Below are 20829 nucleotides of genomic sequence, written 5' to 3'. Positions count from 1 at the left end.
GGCTGTAATAACGTCTTGTGGGGCGAGGGCTATCGACCTCGTTCGAACTGGTGTGCACGATCTTCATGATGCACACTATCGTTTCGATTGGTCATCGATTCAATATGCCTTCAGCAGACGCTTACGTCGTTCCCCCGTTGGTGGTCCAAAACACGACCGGGGTGGTGAGAGGCTGCAAGGCAAGAGTTAGTTGGCAGGGCAAGTCGATGGACAGTATGGTTGCAGATAAGGGCGGCGCCACGCGCGTTGGTGAACCTAGCCTAGCGGCCGCCAGGGCTCTTGGCATCCCCGAGAGCCCACGCAATGGAGGGCTGACGACGGCGGAAGTGGTCTTATGAACTCTGGCCAGGAACAGTTATCTTGGGTATGAGCTTCAGCACGCGAAACGCGGTAGTGGCACGCGTCATTCACAGCGAAGGAGCATTATCTTGACCCCGATACCGCGAATGCTGTTCCATGTGGCTGCCGCATGGCAGTGCCGAGCTGAACGCAAGAGCCTGAAAGTACTCGGGCGGAACGCCCGGAAGGACAAGACTGGGTTCGGCCACAAAGCCGAAACGCCCGTAATAGCCTGGCTCGCCCAAAACGACGCAACCGTGGGCTCCACGTGCGCGAAGCGCGAGCAGGGCTGCGCGCATGAGGCATGAACCCACCCATTGCCCTTGATACGCAGGGGCCACCGAAATGGGCCCCAGGCCGTACCAGCCGGATGTCCCGTCCGAAATGGATACTGGCGATACAGCGACATGGCCGACGACATCCCCCTCTGCCTCGGCGACCAGTGAAATGACCAGCGTGCCTGCATTACGTAGCGCTTGGACGATGAATTGCTCAGCATGGTTCGTATGCGGTGCGGTTAAGAATGCTGCCGCCGTTACGGCCTCTATCGCAGGCACGTCAGCCGTCGTCTCGTTCCTGATATTGATGTCCATCTCGCCCATTCTTTGTGGATTTCAGCATGCTCGCCGGTGAATATCTTTCAGATTTTGCCCGAGCTCCGGGTACGCATTTCTGGTCGACAGGCACGTGTCGGCAGGGTGCCCCTGGGGGCTATGCCTGAACCCGGAAGAATATGCTCAACTTCAACGGCAACAATCGCTCGATATGCGGGTCTGCCGACATTTTGAGGCGCATGGTCAATCGCGGCAGTAGCCTTCTCCGGGGCGGACCGTCAGGCAGTTCGATTTGTTGCTGAGCCACTTCATGCCGGTTGCAGCGCCATCGCTCGCCCGAATCGACTCTTTCAATCCATTGCGTTCAAAATGAATCTGCCCACTCACCGCGCTTCCCTGGAATGTGCGCGGACCATCCAGATTCTGGATGGTTATTTCATACTTTCCCTGGCCGCCTGAGAGCAGAAGAAAGGTGCCTTCGGGCCCGTTCCATTGGCCAAGCCAATGGTCGGTAGCTACTTCGCCGTTCGTGCCACTGGAACTGACGGCGTCGCCTGTGCCGGAGCCCTCTTCTCGGTCGCTGCAACCAAGAATAGAAAGCGTCAACATAAGGGACGCGACGAGGGACTTATGCTTGAGCTTCATATGAGTTTTGTATGTTGTCGGTCAATGTTCGACATGTGGCGCAGACTCCGACTTGCTGGCGGCTGCCTGCCCGGCAGAAGGTCTATGAGTTTGTTGGAAAAAGAGCTCGGCCAATAAAAGATTGGGAATCCAGCTGAGCCACGCAATGACCGGATAGGTCAGCTCAAATGGGATACCGCCCGCGACGGCTGCCGGTAGCCAGAGCCTCAGGGTCACGGCGGCGAATGTGAGAGCGAAGTTGCGAACCATCCAGCGGCGATGGGATACAACATCGCGGCTGCGGATGGCCAAATAGGCGCGAAACCCGGTGTACAGCCATGCAAGCGCCAGACAGCCAAAGCCAAGGCGGGCGGGAAGACCCCCAAACGCGTAGAAAGCCATGAACAGCCTTGCCAGGCCGCCGACCAACACGCCGATGCCAAGGTAGAGCCGCCCCAACCAGCGGTGCAGACCCAGGTGTGTGGCACGCAAACGTGCCGAGAACTGGAAGGGGCCGATGCTCAGCGCCACCGCCGAGGCAAAGATGTGGGCGTAGATGCCGGTGCGATGAGCTTCAAAGGTGGCGCGCATGTCCGGGTGCAGTGCGGCCCCCAACGGGAGCAAGCGATAGACAGCTATGGCGTAGCCCGCGACGCCGAGCGACAGAATGATGAGCGTTACGAAGCGGGTGAGACGCATGTCGAATATTGATGCGAAGAGTCCACGGTTCAAACTCGCCGGTATCAAACCTCCGAGAATCCCGGCAGTCTGGATTGGCCGATTCCCGTTCAAGCCTCAACAAAACGGTAGGTGTTTCTGCCTGCGCCCTTGGCCGCATACATGGCCAGGTCGGCGCTTTTAATCAGCTGAGAAGGCGTAAGCCCATCGATGGGGTACACGGCAATGCCGATGGAGATACCTACCTGGGCTATCTTGGTGTGGAAATCCATGGGCTCCTGGATGTCGGCGACGATGCGGCTGGCAATGTCCGCCAACTCTTCCTGGTTCGCCGGTTTGTCAAGCAGGATGACGAACTCGTCGCCACCCAGCCGGGCCACAGTGTCCGATTGCCTTACCTGTGCCTGGAGCTTCTGAGCAACCCTTTTGAGCAAGTCATCGCCGACATCGTGGCCGAGCATGTCATTGACGAACTTGAATTGGTCAAGGTCGAGAAACATGAGCGCCAGACTATGCTGCTCACGCTTGGCCTTGGCGACATGGTGCTCAAGCCTGTTCATCAGTAGGGAGCGGTTTGGCAGGTCGGTCAAAGCATCGTAGAAGGCCAGATGCTTGATTTTCTCGCTCTTGCGCCGCAGTTCGGTGATGTCACTGAATACCGACAGGTAGCGCACTGGCTCGTCAGCGCTGCCGGGAAGGCTGGTGATGGCCTGCCATCCCAAATACAGCTCGCCATTTTTACGGCGGTTCCATATTTCCCCCTGCCAATGACCGGTGACGGCCAAGTCCTGCCAAATTGCGGCATAAAAGCCGGGGTCGTGCTGATTGGAGTTGAGAATTCGAGGAGACTGACCGATAGCATCTTCGGCGGTGTAGCCGGTTATCGCGGTGAAGGCCGGGTTTACCGACAGGATGGCCCCGCCAATATTTGTCACGAAGATGCCTTCGAGGGTATTTTGGTAGACACTGGCGGCCAGTTTCAGTTCGAATTCAGCCTTCTTCAACGGCGTGACGTCGCTGACCAGAACAGAGAAGCCGTCGACGGCACCAAGGGGGTTGATGTCAGGGATGTAGTGCGCCAGGGTGTAACCGATACTGCCGTCGACCTTGGTCAGGGTTCGTTCGAAATGCAGCTTTTCACCGGCCAGGGCTTTACGTATATAGGGCTCGTTCAGCGCAAACAATCGTTCACCCATCAAATCCTGCATGGTGATGCCGAGCATGGCCTCAGGCAATCTGCCAAACCATTCCAGGTAAACATGGTTGGCGAAGCGACACCGCAAATCCTTGTCCCAATAAGCGACCATGCCTGGCAGGTTGTCAGCAATGCCCTTGACGAAGCGTTCTTTCTCAGCGATGGCGGCAGCCAAGGCTTCAGCGCATTGCTGGGCCTTTGCCAGCGCTTCCTCGGCCAGTTTGAACTTACTCACGTTGTTGTGGGACAGCACCACCGCCCCAGGGCCACCCCCGGTCAGTCGGTTGACCTGCAGCAGGTACCAACGTCTTTCCAGTGGAGAATGGCAGGGGTAAACGATTTCATATGCTTCGCTGTCACCGCACAGGACGGCGCGGATTCCTGCGGCCACTGACCTTGCATCGCCGTCGCCCCCTTCCTTGGCTCTATCGCACAAGTCCAGATAATTGACACCAATGGAGCTTGCGCAGCCCGTCATGCCGTTGCATCGAGCAAAGTCGCGCCACGCAGCATTGGTTTCAAGGACCTCACCGTTGCCGTTCAGAATTGCAATGTGGGCCTTGAGGGATTCAATCACTCTCGCAGCATGGGACTCGTCCTTCTCGGCATTTTCGACTCGCTGCATTCTTCATCCGTTCATTGCTAAGCTGGACATTCGCGCCCGCCCACCCGCGCTTCTCACTGTAGCGTGTATAACGGACACCTCCCATACATCATACGAGGCACCAGTTGCAACTGCCTGACTCGATTTCGTTTCTGCATGCCCGGTCCTGGTCGTCAGAAGCTATCCACTGCCCGTACCCATTGCTTCCCACCCAATGCCAACCCGACCTGCCACAGAGTTCGGGCTTGGCGTTGTTCTATGCTTCCAATGGCGGCTGCGAAGCAGACTGCGAGGCTGGCTGAGCGGTCGCCAGTTTCAAGCCGCCATCGGGTCCCGAAACAATGCGACCGGTCTCAATCAATTTCTTGACGGCAGCTGTCATAGAGCCCAGCGGAATGCCCGTTTCCTGTGCGGCAACTGTTTGGCTCAGAGCTGTGAAATCGTTCGAATTGAGCACGCGCTCAAAATGGGCCAGTAGCTTGGTGGGGTTGCCACCGAGCGCCGCTGCTTTCTTCTCGGCAAAGGCAGCGCCACTGGACTTGTTTACTTTGGCTTTAGATGACGCTACCTTCTTGCTCCGCTTGACCACCACATCGGTCGGCGTCAAATCGGCATCACTCACGAGCGTCAGCTTGGCCGAACGCTTTGCGGTCGCCACGACAGCGGTCACAAGCTTGGACGCCCTTTTCTTTGGGGCGAGCTTACCCTTGGCGGGCTTGACTTGAACCTGCTTTGTCACGCCCCTGGAAGCAGACCACGTCGGTGCTTCCAGCACCGGTACTTCGCGCACAAGGGGTCGCTCGTCGTCGGTCAATTCTGATGCGACTTGATAGATTTTCCTGAGCTCTTCCTCAATGCCCACCAGGGATTGCGCCAGCCGTGCAACCACCTTCCAGTTCTCAATCAGGACGTCATTGCCCAAGCTGTAGGCGTTTTTTGCAATTGCGGCTTGGACGCGCTCGGCATATTCTTTGACTTCTTTTTGTAGTTTTTCATCGGCGGCGAAAGCGGCCGCGCCGACTTTTTGAATGGCGGTGAGGGTCGAACTTGAGAGAGACATCAGGGATTCCTTGGTGGACAGGTGGGAAGAAGAACGCAGTGCCGCCTGTTGGCACACCAACGCCCTTGAGCCTGGCATGAGAATGGCGGGAAAACGAACTCCGGTCCTTGATTTTATGCGCCAGCCCCGATTGCGAGTTTTCGGAACTGCGTGAGGTGTCGGCACAAATCTCTGCTTTTTCCTTGCCGCGCGAAGTGGTTCCCCGATTGAATGAGAGCTCACCGTTTTGAGCAGCTATCAGGATTACCAACTTTTGCCCAAGCGAAGGGTCGCGTTCGGATAGTCTTATCCCCTTGTGCCCTCGCCCGATGGGGACTGAGGCGTGGTTTCGACCCACGTGAATGGCTTGACTGCTTCAACCCAGCAGGGCAAGGACGGATTCAAAAATAGCCGGCCGAGCCCAATAGTCGGTAACCAAAATAGAGCGCGGTACAAACAAGTGTCACCTTGATTGCCAGCTCCGTCAGAATGACAGCCAAGCCGAGCAGAAACAAGGTCAACTTAACGGCGATGGCGACGGCGGCCACAAAGACCAGACCATAAATGGCGGCGTCGCCATGAGTGGCTCCCTGGTAAAGGCCCACGCCGTATCCGACAAGGGCGATGAAAGTTCCTGCAATCCAGTACACCCCGGACGAGCAACGACTGGGAAGATGGTTTAACCAAGCTGCAATCTCCTCGCCCTTGCTGCGTCTGCCCCTGGATGCTGGCGAGATGCGAGGCCTGGTGTACGGAGCATATCCAGTGTTGGCGTGGTTGGGTGTCTCGCGGATGTGACGGTCAAAGGCTTCACGGTCTCGACGCTCGGCCTCCTTTTTCGCCGCCCCCCGCCCGGATTCGTAGTTGAACCCACCTCCATTTCGGTAGCCATGGTCGAAGTCGAGCTTGCGTTGAGCAGCCTGCTCAAGAGACCTTTCACTGTAGCTTTTTTCATTGGCCATGACACCCCCTCGCACGGACGCAGATACCCGCTCAAATTAGTAGTAAGTGGAAGCAATTTCAAGTGGAATTTTCAATAACCTGGCAATGGACAGACGGGAGCGTCGACCTGAGCCTTCGAAGAGGTCAGGAAGTCGTCAAGCAAGTGTGGGCTGCCAACCCGAGCGATGAGACAGCAGGTCGATATTTGCTGTCCTTGTTTCCCCACATGTCGTCCCCCGCACAGGAATAAGGCCACGCCCCAACAATCTACTCCGTCTATTTTTTCCACGTTTGCAATTCGATACGAGCGCCAGTGCGCATGGTGTTGTGAACCTCCGCCACGACATCAGTTTGGCGTAGCAACTCAGCAATGACGGTTGCTGGGGCCGGCGAAGACACTTGGGCACGGTAGGTGATATTGGTCGCCGAAAGCCCAACACCCGGAAACTCGGCGCTGGCTTCCACCTCGACACTTTCAACAAGAATATTGAGTCTGGCGGCCTCGCGATAGACATCGTTGCAGAAGCATGTGGCCAGAGCGAGCATGAGGAACTCTCCGCCATTCACCGCCGAACCTCCCCCTGATGACTTGGCCGGCACAGACAACGATTGTTGGGCGCCCGCAGTAGTAACGAAGACCTCGTTCATGGAAATGGAATTTCGAACAAGCGCTGAAATCTGCATTGACGTACCTCAAGTTGGGGGCGTGCGGCATCTGACGCGATTGGCGCCGGCACCATTTTGAAATAATAGGTCCGGGCACAGAAAAGCGCGAAAGTTTTTTGACTTGTCACTGCCAAAACTGCGCAGGATAATCCGAAAAACATCAGCAAGGGGGCATCGTGGAAGCGCCCAAGAACATTGCCCTGTTCATCGACGGCACCTGGGACCAGCCCAACGGAGCGATGGATACCAATGTCCGAAAACTGTTTGGAGCGTCCCGTTTCAACCCCTTTGGTCCCGCGCCCCAGCTGACCTACTACCTGCCCGGGGTTGGTACCGATATACGTCAAAGCGAACCCGGCGCACCGGTCGGCAGCTATGGGAAATACCTCGACGTCAAGCAGAATCTTGAACAGGAAATGCCCAGCAGCCTGCTGTTGCTTCGCCCCTTCCTGGGCGGTGTTTTTGGTCGTGGGACGGCCGCGCGAATCAAGGAGGCCTATGCCTACCTGAGTTGGGAGTACGACCAACGCCGTGGCGACAAGGTCTTCCTGTTTGGGTTCAGCCGCGGTGCCTTCGCCGCCAGGTCGCTCGCCGGCTTCGTCTCGAAGGTGGGCATTCTGTTGCGCCACAAGCTGGAGCACGTCGAAGCCGCCTACAAGTTGTACGAGGCGAATGTCGACGGCAGGCAGAGCCCGCTGGCCGACTACCTGGTGCCCCTGACCGGAAGACCGTTGCTGGAATCGGGGGAAGATGAAGATGCGCTGCGCATTCACTTCATCGGGGTCTGGGACACGGTCGGGGCACTGGGCTTACCCTGGCGACGGATGAGGTTCACTGCCAGTCACACCGAATACCACCAGACGGAAGTCCCACCCAATGTCATGACGGCCCGCCACGCGCTGGCACTGCACGAACTGCGCAAGCCCTTCAACCCGATGCTTTGGTCGGACGGCAACAGTCATTCTGGATTACGCCAGGCCTGGTTTCCGGGTGCCCACGCCGACGTCGGCGGTGGCTACCTGCTGCACGAATCCGGACTTTCGAACAACGCGCTGCGTTGGATGGCCGAAGAAGTCCAGGCCCATGGCTTGCAACTGGAGCCGACCACACGATGGCTCGCCGGGCAGACCAGTGCCGAGGTGCTGCATCACCAAATCCGGAAGTGGTTCATTGGGCTCAAACCCAGCGTTCGGCCGCAACTGCAGATGCTTCACGACACCTTTGGTCGGGATTCGTCCGAATTCGGCCATGCCATGTTTTTTCATGAGAGCGCTCGGTTGCATCTGCTCAACGCCGCGGCACGACAGTACAGGTTCTTTCGTCCCGGTGTCAACGAGACGCTTCAAAAAGCTGACGAACTGGCGCTTCAGCTCTTCGTCAAGTCACGCCTCCTGGGCCATGAGCCCCTTGGCAAGGTCGAGCCATGAACGGCAGCGGCGAGTCATCCGCGGACCAACCCTCAGTCGCTTTCGAGCGCTGGTGGCAGTCGGTCACGCTGGCTGAGCTGGCGCAGTCAAGCGCTGTCATTGACGAGTTCACGCGTGAGTCCACAGAGCCGCCGGCGGTGAGCCCTGAGCAGTTCGCCCGCGCCGCCGTGCTGCAAATGCTGTGCATCGACGCCGGCGTCGTGGACGAACTGATAGCCCGCGCCGACGCCAGGAACGCCGCCTTGGTGCACGCGCTGGAACTGGACGAAGACGGCCAGAAATCTGGCGTGGACGCATTTGAGTCGTGGCTGACGCGCCGCCGGGATATCAGCGTGGGGCTGAAGACTTGCGTCGCCTTGTTATCGAGTCCCCTGCGCGAGGCTGTTGACGCCAAGGTGGACAGTTTCATCCAGGCCACCACCGAGCACCAGAATATTTTATTCACCATCCTTTTCGGACGCGGCCTTCAAAAACCTGTGGTAGCGCCTTCTCGTGCCAGTTTTCGAAAACCTATTGCGCTCAAGTCGCGAAACGGCACAAGGAACCAGGGACCGGACTAGCTGATGACGATTCCCCACGACAAACTGCAACATTTCGCAGCGGGCCCGTCTGGCAGGCCTTACTACACTGGCCCATATGAGTAACCGCTCGCAACCGCAACGTGAACATGAAATTACCACCGCCCATTACTGGAGTGGCGATGCCATCCGCAGCCGAAGCGTGAGCGACATCGTGCTAACGGGCACGGTCGATGTGCCTGCGCCCCCTGCAAGGCTGCTGGCAGATTGGGCAAGAGAGACAGCGTTGCGCTTGTGTCTGGAGCCCGGGGACGTAGAGGAACTGCCTTTGGCGCGAGCGCGTGCGCGCTGGCCCGACTACAGCCAGTGCGTGCAGGCGGTGTCCGAGTGGACGCGCACGCTCGGTCTGCAGGAAGTGCTTGCCGCCAGTGACGTGGCCCTGATGGCCTGCCGCGGCGCGAAGTACCACCATGACGCCGCACACTATAGCGGCATGGCTTTTTGCAATCTGTTTCTGAGCGAGGACAGGGGTCTGGACCTGCATTTTCCGGCTACCGGTCATCGAATTCCCCTCTCCAGAGGGACGATAGTGATATTCGATACGGGCCAGCCTCACGCCGTCATTGAGCGCAACAGCGGCTGCTTTCATGTGGCCGACTTTCCCTGCGACCAGGATTTCACCCAAATATTCCTGACCTGGGAGCTGTCCATCGAGAATGCCAACGTCTGTCACGCACTTGGAATCGCCTTCGATATCGACCCGTCGACCTCCTTGCTTCTGGATGATGAGCAAGTCTGGGTAAACGGCGCACGGGCCAGTGTGTGCCCCGATTCGGGTCGATGGCGCCGGGCTGACTAGCCGTTGGACACACTGCGTTGTAGCCCTGTCAATCACCGTTTTCATTATTTTTTATGACACCCACAGCTCAAACTTATATCGACACCCTGCACATGCAGGCTCATCCAGAAGGTGGATTTTTCAAGGAGACCTACCGAAGTCATCACCTGATGGACGTGGCTCAAGGCGGTGGATGCACCACGGTTCAACGAAGCGTCAGCACCGGGATTTACTTTCTTCTGGAGAAGAACAATTTTTCAGCTTTCCACAAAATTCAATCTGACGAGATGTGGCACTTCTACGCTGGCCAAGCGTTGGAGGTGCTGGAGCTCAATGAGCATGGTGAACTGTGCTGCACCCGTTTGGGGCCCAACATATTGAACGGAGAAATCCATCAATACGTGGTTCCGGCCAATACTTGGTTTGCGTCCAGGGTGGCAAGCGGTGGCTCGTTTTCACTGGTCGGCTGTACCGTGGCGCCCGGCTTTGATTTCGCCGACTTTTGTTTGGCCGACCGGGCAATACTGTTGGCAGAGTTCCCGAAATTCAGTCAAATTATTACCGAGCTAACGCGCTAAAAGTGCTTGTTGCCGGTCGTTAACACCGGACCGACGCCTGCCAAACCAGCGGCAAAGTCCTGAAACCCGGTTGCTATACATACAGATGACAACAAGAAGTCATCTTGATGCAATCAATTTTTGAGGACAACACCATGCAGGTATACGGGAATTTGGCGAGTTTGCCAGAACGCAAAGAGAGCAGGACCACGGGCAAGGGGTACTACCAATTCAGGATTTGTGAGGCCCAGCGCGGGGTGGACAACAACCCGACCTGGTATACGGTGCGTGTGATGAAGGATGATGACCCACTCCTGGAAAAGGGGGACTTCGTCAAAGTCACGGGCAAACTGAAAGCCGACTTTTACGTGGGGCGCGACGGAAAACCTACAGGAACGCTTCTCATCATTGCTTTTGAAGCCAGCAAAATCGCCAAACCTGCGGTGCTCAGGGATGAGCCAGCAGGTAAGACGCCAGACGCACGTCAAGCTGAGCCGAAAGCAAGGGAATCCGTCCCAGAGCGTGCAACGGACCGGGCTGAGCAACAAGGGACACAACGGCCACAGGAACCAGTTCGAAAAACTGTTCATTTGGAAGAAGCGGACTGGTCCACGATGTACGACTGAATTTCCACGCAGCACCGGTAGCAGGGGTACCACTGTCCCGGCTGACATAAATGATTCGATTTCAAAGCCACCGTGATGCGGTGGCTTTTTTTCGCCTGAAGTTGCCTTGGAGGGGTTGCCTTGGTCGTGGTCGGCAGGCTCGAAAACTTCTTCTGGGCAGTGGGTGAAAGAAATTTTGAAAAACTTTCGAAGCGGATAAACAGCTGACCTACACGGCTTAGCTCGACTGCACTTCGCAGTCAGCACTTCTTAAATTTAGGAAAAGCTGATGCCATCTTCGACCACCCTCCCCCTGTCTGCCACTTCGTGTACCGACACCGCTGTTGTGCTTCGCAAGCGCGGCAAGACCCCGACAGCAGTCAATCTATTGAAACTGGCCAAGACTGCCGGTGGGTTTAATACCAAAAAAGAGGCCCGTGAATCGCTGCAGAACGCTGGGTTTATCGCCACGACGGTAGTGGTGGAAGCGCTGCTGAAGGCGGCTTGCAAAATAGAAGTTGCACACAGAAACCGCGTGCACAACGTCATTCTGCAACGTCTTGGCCACGTCCCGAAAGGATTGTTTGCACTGGCGGCAGACGGCAAACCTGTCCTGCTGCCGAAGGGCATACCGTCGACACGGCTCGCTGCCGTCAGGGTAAAAGCCGTGGCAATGGTCGCAAGGAGCACGATGCGCTATGGTGCGGCCGGCGGACATACGATAAGGGTCGCATTTGCGCTGGACGCCTCAAAGGTCAGCTACACCGTGACGATGGACCAGAATCGCGACACCTACGCCGGCGCATACAAAGGATGGTCTGCGAACGAGGACCACCACCGCATCACCGTTCCACAAGACTGGCGCCTGCGGGTTGAACGCAAAGGATTGGCGACCCTGGGCGGCATGATGACCCTGGACGCGCATCCGCTGATGCCCGACGGAAACGTGCTGGTGTACGCGGCGACCTGGGCTCGACAAGGTCGTGGCTATGACGTCAAAGTCGACCGCGGCTATATCGCCATGCTGGGCAGCGAACACTTTCACGCCGATACCGCGCAAGCCGCCATCAAGGGGGTTCGGCGCAAGGTCAAGTCCGTTGGGGCACCGGCACGGATGACTGCATCCCCGTATGCATTGACCGTGGACGCATTCGTGAAGCGTTTTGCCGGACGTAATTTGACCGTGTCAGTCAGTGACGCCCATGAAAGTGGCGCTTGCGATTTCGGTATCCGTTCCTGGTGCGAGTTTGTCGGGCTGGACTATGACGATGGCGAGGCGTCCCTTGAGCTGGTTCTTCAAGGCTTTCGGGCACGTCCGCAGGAAGAAGTTCGCCGAGCAGTTTTATATGCGGTGCGCCGTCAGAGGGCTGAGCTCAAGGGTTTGGTTGGCTAAAAAAACCCCATAACGGCAATTTGATACCTTCCGTTGGTCCCGGCAGTGAAATGCGTCGTTCACGGAGAGAATATTTAATTTTGTGGGATTGACTTCAATGGGGCTGCATCAATGCAGCCCCATTTAGAGGCGGCCTAGTTCTGCTTTAGCAGCTTATTGGCGGCCTTAACTTTCTTCCTGAACGCCCTTAGTTCAGAACCGTTCAAAATGCTTTTTCCAACGACATCTTCGGCACAGTCGGGTCAACAACGACTTCCTTTTCAAAACTAAACATTCCAAGAATTGCAGATTTTGGAATCATAGCCATTGCGAATCCAGGTATTTCTTTCTCGCTATGGCAATTAATCGGCATAAAGTTCAGAGCTTTTCGTGCTCAGATTGTTGGCGTCAATCCGTCACTTGACGACGACGCCCTCCTCCTCGCACCGGCCTGTTGGCCGAACTGCGGGTTTCGCTATCTGGTGTCTGCTCCAGAAGAATTGCAACGTCTTTATAGGGCTCGGAAACGTACAAGTGGGACAAGTCAATCTCTTCGTACTTCAGGTTCTTTATCGCAGTCACCAACGCCGCGAACGGATACTGCCTTTTGCGCGCCAGGTATCTCCGTTTTGACTTATCCTTTTCTTTGGTCATCCAATGCCCCATCAGGGCATCGCAGGCCCTGTCGTCGGCGCCGCAAACGGTAAGCTGCTGCTCGAAATTGAAGCGAAATGAGTGAAAACAAAGCCGAAAATCGTCCAGGCCGATGGAGTCCAGGTACCCCGAGTACCACTTCCCCATGGCGTTTGCCCAACGCCCGTACTTGTTTTCATTGAGCTGCGAGGGAAACACACGCGAGTGTCCCGCAATCTTTTGCGCAGCGACGTAAGCCAGGAACCCGCAGCGTATGGCCTCCTCATGAAGGGGAACCAAGCGAAAGCTGTTCGCAGTTTTGATGTGTTGGTCAGGCCCAAGATTGGCGAAACGCAGGGCCCAAACTCCATTGATGCGCTGCACATCCTCCATCCGCAGCTGTGCAATCTCTTCAATGCGTCCCCCCACCATCGGCCCCAGGATGGGCCCCCAATAGCCGGACTCCTTGGCTTGACCCTCAATGACGACGCCTTGTGTGTACACCGGTGATTGATACAGCACATTGAGTTCAGGCATCTCATAAGGGCGCCGCTTGTCCTCTTCAGGTCGCTCAGGAACGCATTCATAGTCAACAAAGTCAAAAACGTTTAGCGCTGTTCTCTCTTTGAATTTTTCGACACTGCTGGTCGCCGCCCGCAACATGGCGGCCAGCCCGCCTATGTAATTCTTGACGGTTTCGCGCACAAGTCCGTCCGCGGCTAAATGGTCGCGGTATTTGTTGGCGTGCTCTGCAGTGATGGATTCAATCGGCAGGGCGCCACATACGGATTCAAATTCCTCCACGAAGCCCCGGTACGCATCAATCGTGCGGATGCTTACCGCCTTCCATTTCTTGGACTGCTGCTGGGTCCCTTCAATTTGTTCTTCGGACTCATCTTTTTTTTTGGGTGCCCTTTTATCCAGCCACCCCTTGAACGCTTCGAGCATGGTCGGCATATCCCGCGGCGCCATCGGCTCGGTCAGGGGGGTTGGGCTGTAGATACCGTTGAGGCGAGCTTGGTGCTCCTGCAAAATTTCGATATCCGCCGCCAGCAGTTGCTGCATGAGATTTTCTTTGACCATGGAGCCCGGCGGGGCAATCAACTTTTCAATCGACAGCATCATGTCAGCCGTCTCTTCCATGCACAGAAAGTCGATGCTGCTGGCCGCCTCCAGGCGGATGCGCAGAAATTCGGCGACCCACTCTTTCAACTCCTCTATCTCCGTGGGCGTCGCCTCTTTCCGCTCCAAATCTGCTTGCATGAGTTGCATATACCTGAAACGCCCCAACACAAAAGGGATGTGCGCGTCGAGCAGGTATTTCGTGGTTCCCTGGCCACGGGGTTTGAGGGTCAAGTCACTGCGTTTGAACCCACCGAGTTCAAACTTCGCATCGTTCATCGCCTCTTCAAAAACCTGATTTTCTTCACTGTGCAGCTGTAAAGCGACGTTCAAGTCTTTGGTGTGCAGAGACTTCCAGACTTGGGCTTGTGGGGGGAGGAAGAAGTTGCACAGCTTGACAGGGACCTTTCGTTTGAAATAGAAAACGCCATCGCGGCAGTGGAGGTATTTCGGAAGGATGAAACTGATATCGTGGTCAGAGAGGTGCGCATCGCGCAGGAGATTGGCAGACATGTCAAAGGCGTTTCCATCGTTAAAAACCGCACAACACTTCAAAGTGAGGCGCGTCGAGGAACACCATTTTGTCGACGAATTTATTTAAGCAAAGCGAAATCTGAAGCCGAATGTGAGATTTCTCACAGTTGGCATCAAATAATCGGGGCATCCATGGCCCCGACCTCGCTTCTTCATCTCATTGGCAACGTTTAGCGCAGAAGTGCCGCCTCGACACCGGCCATCGGTTCATCGACGAACAGGTGCAAAATGCGCAGTTCGTCGTAGCGCAGTTTTTGAATGGCGTCGACCAATTTGGGAAACGGGTATTGCGCGTTTTCGCCCTTCAGATACGTGCGACCGCCATCGGACTTGCCGACCCAGTGTCCGGTCAAGGCGTCCCTCGGTTCGGCCTCGACGTCACACAGACTGCATTGCTGGCGAAATGAGTAGCGGAACGAGTGATAGTCCAGCCGGTGGTCCGTCAGCCCGATGAATTCGAGGTAGCGACCGTACCATTTGCCGACGGCATTGGAAAACACTCCGTTCGCATTGTCGTTGCTGAGCGATGGAAAGATGCGCTCATGCCCTGCCTTCGCCATCTTGGCGGCATGCACCAGAAAGCCACACTTGATGACCGCTTCATGCAGGGGCACGCGCCGGAAGCTGCCATCATTTTTGAGCTTTTGGTCGTCGTCCAAGTCGCAGATGCGGGCGCACCAGACGCCGTTCACGCGCTGAATGTCCTCCACCCGCAACTGACTGAGCTCTTCAATGCGTGCGCCCATGAAGGGCCCCAGGATGGGCAACCAATAGGCCGCTTCGAGCACTTGCCCTTTGACTTCGTAGTCCCCCGTGTAGAGGGCGCTGGAATAGAGGGTATTGAGTTCCGCTACCTTATAGGCGCGGCGATTTTTCTTGACGCGTATGCCAGCACCTCCCGTAATGCCGATTTTCTCGAAGGGATTACGCGCCAAGTCCTCGATTATCTCAACCATGCCATGCCTCACCAGAGTCGACAGGAATCCGATGCGGTTCTCAATGCTCCCTTTGGCCAGCCCCTTCTCGATGAGCAAGTCCCGGTAATCGCGGGCATGCTGGCGGGTAATGGACTCCACCGCCAGTGAGCCATGGATTTCACGAAACTCATGCACGGTCTTCAGGACCGCATTGGTCGTGCGATGACGGGTCTGCTTGCGTTTCCAGTCTTCATACAGATGCAGCAGCGTGGGCTTGCGCGCCCCGTAGGTGGGGTCGGTGCATACCTGGGTAGCCGGCTTGGCTTTGGGCTTCACGACTGAATTACTTGGCGGGGTTCGCGTCTTCACACCCGTTGGCACCCGGACTTCGCCATGAGAGGCGCCGCTGGAAGTCGACGGGCTAGCTGGCACCATGGCCCTGAGCTTGAGCAAGCCGTCTTCGAGGCTGTGCACCAGGTCCAGATGGGCTTGTTGTTCCGGGCTCGGGGCGCCGGGCGCCGTGCCACAAGGCAAGCTGGTCCTCGCCTCCGTGGCGCGTTCCGGCACGCCGGCAGCCCTGGCGGCAAGGAGGCGCCGCTGCTTGGCCACTGCGAAGTCAAACTCAGAGACCTCGACGGCCAGCATCACCTTGGCTTTCTCCAGCAAAGAGGTGCCCAGCGCTTTCCACATCTGTTCGCGTCCATCCCCAAAGACATGTCTGAGGTCGGCAGGAATCTTGCGTTTGAAGTAAAAAAGGCGCCCGCGCCGGTGCAGGTACTGGGGCAGTTTGGCGTAGGGTTGACGGGGAGATGAGGCGAGCGAGGGTGCCGATTGCGGTACTGCGTACAGGGGTGAACAAGGCGGTGGATACGGTGCTGAGGGGGTTGCCGGTGAGGTTTGCAATTCACGCATGGGATGCTCCTGAACAGTTTCAGAAATGAACCACTCGGAGCAACTTCAATGAAAACGATGGAACGACGCGATTCGCTGCCCAAAGCCCGCATTTGCTGCTACACCGAACGGTCCTCGGGGTAGCACCAGCGCAACGTAAAACGGGTAGCAGTACAAATGAAAAAACCGTTATAAATCAAAGACTTATAACGGCTTTCCATAACTATGGCGGAGTGGACGGGACTCGAACCCGCGACCCCCGGCGTGACAGGCCGGTATTCTAACCAACTGAACTACCACTCCTGGTAGGCAACGTTTGCTCTTGCGAGCCAAGTGTTACTAACTTGCACCTTGTTCATCAGATGATGAATTTGGCGACCCCACGGGGATTCGAACCCCGGTACCTACCGTGAAAGGGTAGTGTCCTAGGCCTCTAGACGATGGGGTCATAACCTTTGGACTTCCGTCTCAACCAGCAAGACTTTTCAGTCTCACCTCAGAAATAATGGTGGAGGTAAGCAGGATCGAACTGCTGACCTCTTGCATGCCATGCAAGCGCTCTCCCAGCTGAGCTATACCCCCTTAACCGTCGAATTCTTTTTCAAGTATTCGTTACTTCCAAGCCTCAAATTATAGCGTGTAAATTACGCCATCCGCAAACGATTCAATACTTTTTCTCTTTCACTCAGCTCGAGCACTGCATCGAGCGAAGGTGTCTGGGCTGTACCCATCACCAACACCCGAACTGGCATGGCGAGTTGCGGCATTTTAAGGGCACATGCGCCAAGCACCTCCTTGATAGCCGCTGCAATTGATGGCTTATCCCAAGTGCAGGTTGTCAGTTTTTCAATCAGCAAACTGAGCGCAGGCTGAACCGCATCCGTGACATGCTTCTCCACTTCTTCAGGATTCGGTGTGATGTCCGCATAAAACGTGGCGGCCCAATCTGCCAGCATCACGGTGGTGTCGCATCGGTCCTTGAACAGGCCGCAAATGCGTGACAAACGCTCGTCCACCACAATGCCGCGTTTTTGCAGTAATGCGGACATCAGCACGGCCAGGGCGTCGTCGTCCATGGCCTTGAGATGTTGCGCATTCACCCAACGCAGCTTGGCTTCATCGAACTGGGCGGCACTGCGGCCCAGATGATCGAGATTGAACCACTGCAAGAACTGCTCGCGGCTGAAAATTTCATCATCGCCATGGCTCCAGCCCAGTCGCGCGAGATAGTTGACCATGGCGTCCGGCAGATAGCCTTCATCACGGAACTGCGTCACCGGTTTGGCACCATTGCGCTTGCTCATTTTTTCGCCCTGCTCATTGAGCACCGTGGGCAAATGGGCATACACCGGTGGTTCTTTGCCCAAGGCGAGAAAGATATTGATTTGTCGAGGCGTGTTGTTGACGTGATCGTCTCCGCGAATGACATGGGTAATCGCCATGTCGATGTCGTCCACCACCACGCAGAAGTTGTAGGTCGGCGTACCGTCGGGGCGGGCAATCACCAGGTCATCGAGCTCGTCGTTGCTGATCTCGATGCGGCCCTTGACCTTGTCCTCCCACACCACGGATCCGCCCTGCGGATTATTAAAGCGCAACACCGGCTTCACACCCTCGGGAACAGGCGGCAAGGTTTTGCCGGGCGCCGGGCGCCAGGTACCGTCATAGCGCGGTTTTTCCTTGGCGGCCATCTGGCTTTCACGCAGTGCGTCAAGCTCCGTGACGCTCATGTAGCAGGGATACACATGATCCGCAGCCTGCAGCTCCGCCAGCACCGCTTTGTAACGGTCCATGCGCTGCATTTGGTAAAACGGGCCTTCGTCATAGTCCAGCCCCAGCCACGTCATGCTCTCAATAATTACATCGACCGCCGCCTGCGTGGAGCGTTCCACATCGGTATCTTCAATGCGCAGGATGAAATCGCCGCCAGTGGCCCGGGCAAAGGCCCAGGGATACAAGGCCGAGCGAATGTTGCCGAGGTGAATGAAGCCGGTCGGTGACGGCGCGAATCGGGTGCGAGTTTTTTGTGTCATATCAATCCGCGTGATTCGGTAGCGCCAGGCGGGAGTTGTCTTCTGCAGTCTCATCACCACCCACCCGGCTGGAATTCAGCCGGGCAATATCAGCCGCCGTGATGTCGCCCGTGACGTAAACGCCGTCAAAGCACGAAGCATCAAAGCCCTTGATATTGGCGTTCAGGGAGCCAATCGCCTTTTTCATGCCGTCCACGTCCTGATAGATCAGCGCATCACAGCCGATGATCTGGCGGATCTGTTCGACGGTACGGTTGTGCGCCACGAGCTCTTCCGGGGTGGGCATGTCGATGCCATACACATTGGGGTAACGCACCGGTGGCGCGGCACTGGCCATATAGACCTTGCGGGCGCCGGCGTCGCGTGCCATTTGCACGATTTCACGGCTGGTGGTGCCACGCACGATCGAGTCGTCCACCAGTAGCACATTGCGGCCCTTGAATTCGCTGGCGATCACGTTGAGCTTTTGGCGCACCGATTTCTTGCGCACCGACTGCCCCGGCATGATGAAAGTGCGACCCACATAGCGGTTCTTGACGAAGCCCTCGCGGTAGGGCAAACCGAGCAGCTGCGCCAATTGCGCGGCACTCGGGCGGCTCGACTCTGGGATTGGGATCACCACATCAATCTCATTCGGCGGCACCGTCGAGATCACGCGCTTGGCCAGCGACTCACCCAGATTCAGACGGGCCTGGTAAACCGAAATCCCATCCATCACCGAATCTGGACGCGCCAGATACACGTACTCAAAAATACAGGGGCTCAGCACAGGGTGATCTGCACACTGCTGCGCATGCACGTTGCCCTGCAGGTCAATGAACACCGCCTCGCCCGGAGCGATATTGCGATCAAACTTGTGCGATGTACCTTCCAGCGCCACGGATTCGCTGGCCACCATCACAGTACCGTCCTCGCTACGCCCCATGCAAAGCGGGCGAATGCCAAACGGGTCGCGAAAAGCCAGCACGCCATGACCCGCGATCATCGCAATCACCGCGTACGAGCCCTTGATACGGCGATGCACCTTGCGAACCGCCTCAAATACATCGCGGGGCAGCAGTGGCATGCCGCGGGTCGTTTCACCAATCTCATGCGCCAGCACGTTGAGCAGCACTTCGGAGTCGCTCTCGGTGTTGATGTGGCGGTGGTCGGTGCTGAACAGCTCCGCCTTCAGGGCGTGGGCGTTGGTCAGGTTGCCGTTGTGCACCAGCACAATACCGAACGGCGCATTCACGTAAAACGGCTGCGCTTCTTCTTCGCTGTAGGCATTGCCCGCCGTCGGGTAGCGCACCTGGCCCAGCCCGCTGTTGCCCGGCAGGGAGCGCATATTGCGGGTGCGGAACACGTCGCGCACCATGCCCTTGGCCTTCTGCATGAAGAACTTGCGCTCTTGCTGCGTCACGATACCGGCAGCATCCTGTCCTCGGTGCTGCAACAGCAACAGGGCGTCATAGATGAGTTGATTGACTGGTGCGCTGCTGACAACGCCTACGATTCCACACATAATTTTTCCGATCTCATGAAGGCAAATACCTTCCAAACTCATCCGGCAGCACGGGCTTCAGCCCTTTGAGTGCCGCCACGGTCATTCCAGCTCCCACAGATTCCTGCCACCATTCGCTTGATTTCAGCGGTGACATGCTGATCACCACGGTGGCCGCCAACACCACGACCAGACCGCGTACCAAGCCGAAAGCAGCACCTAATGCCCGATCGGCCGGTTGCAAGCCCACCGCGGCAAAAAGTTTTTGCACCAGCTTTGCCAGCAGGCTCCCGGCAAACACGGACAACACAAATACCAGCGCAAAGCCCGCTGCGTAACGCACCGGCTCGGCCGAGCCGGACATGGGCAGCTTCTGCGCGACATCCGGCGCAAACCACTGCGCCAGAATGAAAGCAGCAATCCAGCTCACGACCGACATCACTTCATAGATCAGCCCGCGCCAGGCACCCAATGCGAGCGAGGCCATCAATACCGCCAAGAAAATCCAGTCCAGCACAGGCATGGGTTCCGGCAGCTGTCACAAGGTCAGGATGGCGGCGGGCAGATCAAGTTTTTTGATCTTTTGTGCCGCCTTGTCCGCCTCGACCCGGGTTCCAAAAGGTCCGACCCGCACGCGAATTCGGGACCCGTCCTTGGTCTCTGCGACATGCGTATAGGTCTTCAGGCCCGCGTGCTCCAGCTTCGCCCGCGCTTCCCGCGCCCGGACAGCGTCCGCATAAGCGCCAACCTGAACGACAAACCGGCCCTCGGTAGCGTCCGCCTTTTTCTCAGGCTCCTTGCTTTCCTGCAGTGTCTGGGCCTTGGCGTTTTCGTCCACCTTGGCCACGGCCTTCACCGCCGGCACCGGTTTGTCCACCGATTTAGGTTCAACTTTTGCTACGACTTTAGGAGCTACCAATGCATCAGGGACGGGGGCTGCAATCACTTCTTCTTCAGTTTTTTGCACAGCACCGGCAAGCTCGGGTTTGACCGCATTCATCGCTGCAGGCGCCGGAATACTCAGCGGCTTGACTTTATTCTTGTCGGGGATCTCGATTGGCAAATCAACCGAAATGGGGCGCGGCTGCTTGTCAAACAGCAGCGGAAACCCGACCACGCCGATCAGCACCAGCACGGCGGCACCGATCAAACGGTACTTGGCACGCTTTCGCATCACCTCGACGCTGTCAGGCTGAACAGGCGTGGTCGACTGCTCGTCGCCACTTTTTCGGAACTTGAAAAAGGCCATGTTGTGGGG

Annotated in this window: 19 protein-coding genes and 3 tRNA genes; 6 read left to right on the top strand and 16 right to left on the bottom strand. The window is 57.0% G+C overall.

Going from position 1 to position 20829, the window contains the following annotated elements:
• Positions 1-407: 407 nt before the first annotated feature.
• The 7 genes from C5P05_RS17385 to C5P05_RS17355 form a co-directional block, all read right to left on the bottom strand.
• The gene (locus C5P05_RS17385; protein WP_114971106.1) at positions 408-932 is read right to left on the bottom strand and encodes a GNAT family N-acetyltransferase; all 525 of its coding nucleotides are present in this window, start codon (positions 930-932) and stop codon (positions 408-410) included.
• 204 nt (positions 933-1136) lie between these two features.
• Positions 1137-1538 (bottom strand): hypothetical protein, encoded by a 402-nt coding sequence (locus tag C5P05_RS17380; protein WP_114971094.1) that lies wholly within the window; start codon positions 1536-1538, stop codon positions 1137-1139.
• Positions 1539-1559: 21 nt separating this feature from the next.
• Complete coding sequence (locus tag C5P05_RS17375) at positions 1560-2216, bottom strand: DUF2306 domain-containing protein (protein WP_114971093.1); 657 nt, start codon at positions 2214-2216, stop codon at positions 1560-1562.
• 89 nt (positions 2217-2305) lie between these two features.
• Positions 2306-4015, bottom strand: coding sequence for a bifunctional diguanylate cyclase/phosphodiesterase (locus C5P05_RS17370; protein WP_198674763.1), 1710 nt, complete (start codon positions 4013-4015; stop codon positions 2306-2308).
• 235 nt (positions 4016-4250) lie between these two features.
• The gene (locus tag C5P05_RS17365) at positions 4251-5054 is read right to left on the bottom strand and encodes a hypothetical protein (protein ID WP_114971092.1); all 804 of its coding nucleotides are present in this window, start codon (positions 5052-5054) and stop codon (positions 4251-4253) included.
• A 380-nt stretch (positions 5055-5434) separates the two neighbouring features.
• Positions 5435-5995 (bottom strand): hypothetical protein, encoded by a 561-nt coding sequence (locus C5P05_RS17360; RefSeq protein ID WP_114971091.1) that lies wholly within the window; start codon positions 5993-5995, stop codon positions 5435-5437.
• A gap of 256 nt (positions 5996-6251) precedes the next feature.
• Positions 6252-6623 (bottom strand): OsmC family protein, encoded by a 372-nt coding sequence (locus tag C5P05_RS17355; protein WP_198674762.1) that lies wholly within the window; start codon positions 6621-6623, stop codon positions 6252-6254.
• Between the two features lie 194 nt (positions 6624-6817).
• Between C5P05_RS17355 and C5P05_RS17350 the strand changes: the two genes are divergently transcribed.
• The 6 genes from C5P05_RS17350 to C5P05_RS17325 all read left to right on the top strand — a co-directional run bounded on the left by C5P05_RS17350 (position 6818) and on the right by C5P05_RS17325 (position 11979).
• Positions 6818-8068 (top strand): T6SS phospholipase effector Tle1-like catalytic domain-containing protein, encoded by a 1251-nt coding sequence (locus tag C5P05_RS17350; RefSeq protein WP_114971089.1) that lies wholly within the window; start codon positions 6818-6820, stop codon positions 8066-8068.
• Positions 8065-8628: a hypothetical protein gene (locus C5P05_RS17345; RefSeq protein ID WP_114971088.1), complete on the top strand. Its 564-nt coding sequence runs from the start codon at positions 8065-8067 to the stop codon at positions 8626-8628. Before C5P05_RS17350 ends, C5P05_RS17345 begins: the two co-directional genes overlap by 4 nt.
• 76 nt (positions 8629-8704) lie before the next feature.
• Positions 8705-9445, top strand: a complete 741-nt coding sequence (locus tag C5P05_RS17340) for a hypothetical protein (protein ID WP_114971087.1) — start codon at positions 8705-8707, stop codon at positions 9443-9445.
• A gap of 53 nt (positions 9446-9498) precedes the next feature.
• Positions 9499-10002, top strand: coding sequence for a cupin domain-containing protein (locus C5P05_RS17335; protein WP_114971086.1), 504 nt, complete (start codon positions 9499-9501; stop codon positions 10000-10002).
• 107 nt (positions 10003-10109) lie between these two features.
• Positions 10110-10607 (top strand): hypothetical protein, encoded by a 498-nt coding sequence (locus C5P05_RS34570; protein WP_232834550.1) that lies wholly within the window; start codon positions 10110-10112, stop codon positions 10605-10607.
• Positions 10608-10974: 367 nt separating this feature from the next.
• Positions 10975-11979, top strand: a complete 1005-nt coding sequence (locus C5P05_RS17325; RefSeq protein ID WP_157979365.1) for a hypothetical protein — start codon at positions 10975-10977, stop codon at positions 11977-11979.
• A gap of 387 nt (positions 11980-12366) precedes the next feature.
• Here the strand turns inward: C5P05_RS17325 and C5P05_RS17320 are convergent, their stop codons facing one another.
• From C5P05_RS17320 to C5P05_RS17280, 9 genes are all read right to left on the bottom strand, one after another.
• Positions 12367-14226, bottom strand: a complete 1860-nt coding sequence (locus C5P05_RS17320; protein WP_114971084.1) for a site-specific integrase — start codon at positions 14224-14226, stop codon at positions 12367-12369.
• Between the two features lie 191 nt (positions 14227-14417).
• Positions 14418-16076: a site-specific integrase gene (locus C5P05_RS17315; protein WP_157979364.1), complete on the bottom strand. Its 1659-nt coding sequence runs from the start codon at positions 16074-16076 to the stop codon at positions 14418-14420.
• A 205-nt stretch (positions 16077-16281) separates the two neighbouring features.
• Positions 16282-16358: transfer RNA gene (locus C5P05_RS17310), tRNA-Asp, on the bottom strand.
• A 69-nt stretch (positions 16359-16427) separates the two neighbouring features.
• Positions 16428-16503: transfer RNA gene (locus tag C5P05_RS17305), tRNA-Glu, on the bottom strand.
• A 58-nt stretch (positions 16504-16561) separates the two neighbouring features.
• A tRNA-Ala gene (locus C5P05_RS17300) sits at positions 16562-16637 on the bottom strand.
• Positions 16638-16699: 62 nt separating this feature from the next.
• Positions 16700-18088, bottom strand: a complete 1389-nt coding sequence (gltX, locus tag C5P05_RS17295) for a glutamate--tRNA ligase (protein ID WP_114971082.1) — start codon at positions 18086-18088, stop codon at positions 16700-16702.
• A gap of 1 nt (position 18089) precedes the next feature.
• Positions 18090-19592 carry an amidophosphoribosyltransferase gene (gene purF, locus C5P05_RS17290; RefSeq protein WP_114971081.1) on the bottom strand — a complete coding sequence of 501 codons (1503 nt, stop codon included), beginning with the start codon at positions 19590-19592 and terminating at the stop codon, positions 18090-18092.
• 13 nt (positions 19593-19605) lie between these two features.
• The gene (locus C5P05_RS17285; protein ID WP_114971080.1) at positions 19606-20094 is read right to left on the bottom strand and encodes a CvpA family protein; all 489 of its coding nucleotides are present in this window, start codon (positions 20092-20094) and stop codon (positions 19606-19608) included.
• A 15-nt stretch (positions 20095-20109) separates the two neighbouring features.
• Positions 20110-20820, bottom strand: a complete 711-nt coding sequence (locus C5P05_RS17280; protein WP_114971079.1) for an SPOR domain-containing protein — start codon at positions 20818-20820, stop codon at positions 20110-20112.
• Positions 20821-20829: the final 9 nt, after the last annotated feature.

Origin of the sequence: Rhodoferax ferrireducens (assembly GCF_003347515.1) — a bacterium.
Taxonomy (GTDB): Bacteria; Pseudomonadota; Gammaproteobacteria; order Burkholderiales; family Burkholderiaceae_C; genus Rhodoferax.
This window is presented reverse-complemented; position numbering and strand designations above follow the sequence as displayed.

What these genes read in the sequence shown, in the direction of transcription:
- C5P05_RS17385 (WP_114971106.1), bottom strand. Translation starts at nt 932, where the DNA reads ATGGACATCAATATCAGGAACGAGACGACGGCTGACGTGCCTGCGATA.
- C5P05_RS17380 (WP_114971094.1), bottom strand. Translation starts at nt 1,538, where the DNA reads ATGAAGCTCAAGCATAAGTCCCTCGTCGCGTCCCTTATGTTGACGCTT.
- C5P05_RS17375 (WP_114971093.1), bottom strand. Translation starts at nt 2,216, where the DNA reads ATGCGTCTCACCCGCTTCGTAACGCTCATCATTCTGTCGCTCGGCGTC.
- C5P05_RS17370 (WP_198674763.1), bottom strand. Translation starts at nt 4,015, where the DNA reads ATGCAGCGAGTCGAAAATGCCGAGAAGGACGAGTCCCATGCTGCGAGA.
- C5P05_RS17365 (WP_114971092.1), bottom strand. Translation starts at nt 5,054, where the DNA reads ATGTCTCTCTCAAGTTCGACCCTCACCGCCATTCAAAAAGTCGGCGCG.
- C5P05_RS17360 (WP_114971091.1), bottom strand. Translation starts at nt 5,995, where the DNA reads ATGGCCAATGAAAAAAGCTACAGTGAAAGGTCTCTTGAGCAGGCTGCT.
- C5P05_RS17355 (WP_198674762.1), bottom strand. Translation starts at nt 6,623, where the DNA reads ATGAACGAGGTCTTCGTTACTACTGCGGGCGCCCAACAATCGTTGTCT.
- C5P05_RS17345 (WP_114971088.1), top strand. Translation starts at nt 8,065, where the DNA reads ATGAACGGCAGCGGCGAGTCATCCGCGGACCAACCCTCAGTCGCTTTC.
- C5P05_RS17340 (WP_114971087.1), top strand. Translation starts at nt 8,705, where the DNA reads ATGAGTAACCGCTCGCAACCGCAACGTGAACATGAAATTACCACCGCC.
- C5P05_RS17335 (WP_114971086.1), top strand. Translation starts at nt 9,499, where the DNA reads ATGACACCCACAGCTCAAACTTATATCGACACCCTGCACATGCAGGCT.
- C5P05_RS34570 (WP_232834550.1), top strand. Translation starts at nt 10,110, where the DNA reads ATGCAATCAATTTTTGAGGACAACACCATGCAGGTATACGGGAATTTG.
- C5P05_RS17320 (WP_114971084.1), bottom strand. Translation starts at nt 14,226, where the DNA reads ATGTCTGCCAATCTCCTGCGCGATGCGCACCTCTCTGACCACGATATC.
- C5P05_RS17315 (WP_157979364.1), bottom strand. Translation starts at nt 16,076, where the DNA reads ATGCGTGAATTGCAAACCTCACCGGCAACCCCCTCAGCACCGTATCCA.
- gltX (WP_114971082.1), bottom strand. Translation starts at nt 18,088, where the DNA reads ATGACACAAAAAACTCGCACCCGATTCGCGCCGTCACCGACCGGCTTC.
- purF (WP_114971081.1), bottom strand. Translation starts at nt 19,592, where the DNA reads ATGTGTGGAATCGTAGGCGTTGTCAGCAGCGCACCAGTCAATCAACTC.
- C5P05_RS17285 (WP_114971080.1), bottom strand. Translation starts at nt 20,094, where the DNA reads ATGCCTGTGCTGGACTGGATTTTCTTGGCGGTATTGATGGCCTCGCTC.
- C5P05_RS17280 (WP_114971079.1), bottom strand. Translation starts at nt 20,820, where the DNA reads ATGGCCTTTTTCAAGTTCCGAAAAAGTGGCGACGAGCAGTCGACCACG.